The 1379-nt window shown below is 42.1% G+C and carries 1 protein-coding gene and 2 pseudogenes; 1 reads left to right on the top strand and 2 read right to left on the bottom strand.

Annotation, left to right across the window (positions count from 1 at the left end; all coding sequences use genetic code 11):
- Both ACIDEJ_RS15215 and ACIDEJ_RS15220 read right to left on the bottom strand, forming a co-directional pair.
- Positions 1–364: pseudogene (locus ACIDEJ_RS15215) on the bottom strand (transposase); the annotation flags it as partial.
- A gap of 60 nt (positions 365–424) precedes the next feature.
- Positions 425–700 (bottom strand): hypothetical protein, encoded by a 276-nt coding sequence (locus ACIDEJ_RS15220; protein WP_411988888.1) that lies wholly within the window; start codon positions 698–700, stop codon positions 425–427.
- A gap of 315 nt (positions 701–1015) precedes the next feature.
- On the opposite strand from ACIDEJ_RS15220, the pseudogene ACIDEJ_RS15225 reads away from it, so the two are divergent.
- A pseudogene (locus ACIDEJ_RS15225) lies at positions 1016–1379 on the top strand (transposase); the annotation flags it as partial.

Genomic DNA, 1379 nt, shown 5'->3' on the forward strand with positions numbered 1-1379 from the left:
CACAGATGATTTACCGAATAACGGCGCTTATTGCTCTGATTCAGCTTCTCGATTAACGAGAGTGTTTCATGGAGTCCGACATCAACAGAGCAGAAGCTTTTTTTAAGATTTCCTTCTCTAATTCAAGGTGTTTAATTTGCTTCTTCAATTCACGAATTTCACGTTGCTCAGGTGTCATAGGCGCTGCCTGCGGTGTTTTCCCCGCACGTTCTTCTCGCAATTGTTTAACCCATTTGCCCAGAGTTGAATAACCCACTCCCATGGCTTCGGCCGCTTCTCTATTCGTATAACCTTGGTCAACAACCAGTTGTGCTGTTTCCAGTCTGAATTCAGGGCTGAAATTCGGGCCTTTTTTCTTTGTCATTTTGTCACCTAACGTTGTTATGCTGCCATCATAGCAGCTCTAATTAGGTGGCCAAATTCACTATGCCACTACACTATGCATTCCATGACCTTCCATCACATTAAACATGCTCTTATTCGGCTCAGATGTAAATGTTGCCTTATTATTTTCCATTCTATATGCCAATCCAAACTTCAAAGATGCTTTAGGCGTTGTTTCATGGAATTTAAAGACCTTAATATCTAAGCTGCTAGCTTTCTGACGGCGCACTCCGAAAAGTAGCTCTTCATTTACATCAGGTACCTCTACCTCAATACGTTCTTCATTTCCATCCAACTCAAGAGTCAAAGGAACCATTGAACAAAGTATCTGATTCTTAAGCGCAATGTAAATATCGTCAATGACTACGTCTGGCTTGAGCTTTAAAGAGATATTAGTTCCACAAGCTCTATCTACAGGTCTAAAAACCGTATAGTCTTTTAAATTTTCAAGTTGAACATTAAACTCGAAACCCCGCGCACATTGAGCGTCATTGGGTTTGCCTCTGTAATTTTCAAATGCCGCAGTAGATACTGTAGCAATGTCTGAAATAGTGAAGATGTAGTGGCATACTGAATTTGGCCATCTAATTAGAGCTGCTATGATGGCGGCATTAGAAAGTTAGGTGACAAAATGACAAAGAAACAAGGCCCGAATTTCAGCCCTGAATTCAGACTGGAAACAGCACAACTGGTTGTTGACCAAGGTTATACGAATAGAGAAGCGGCCGAAGCCATGGGAGTTGGTTATTCAACTCTGGGCAAATGGGTTAAACAATTGCGAGAAGAACGTGCGGGGAAAACCCCGCAGGCAGCGCCTATGACGCCCGAGCAACGTGAAATTCGTGAATTGAAGAAGCAAATTGAAAGCCTTGAATTAGAGAAGGAAATCTTAAAAAAGGCTTCTGCTCTGTTGATGTCGGACTCCATGAAATACTCTCGTTAATCGAGAAGCTGAATCAGAGCAATAAGCGCCGTTATTCGGTAAATCATCTGTG

Origin of the sequence: Shewanella mytili (assembly GCF_046765975.1) — a bacterium.
GTDB classification, from domain to species: domain Bacteria; phylum Pseudomonadota; class Gammaproteobacteria; order Enterobacterales; family Shewanellaceae; genus Shewanella; species Shewanella mytili.

Excerpts from the sequence above, each read along its gene's own strand:
- ACIDEJ_RS15220 (WP_411988888.1), bottom strand. The coding sequence starts at position 700 with ATGGTTCCTTTGACTCTTGAGTTGGATGGAAATGAAGAACGTATTGAG.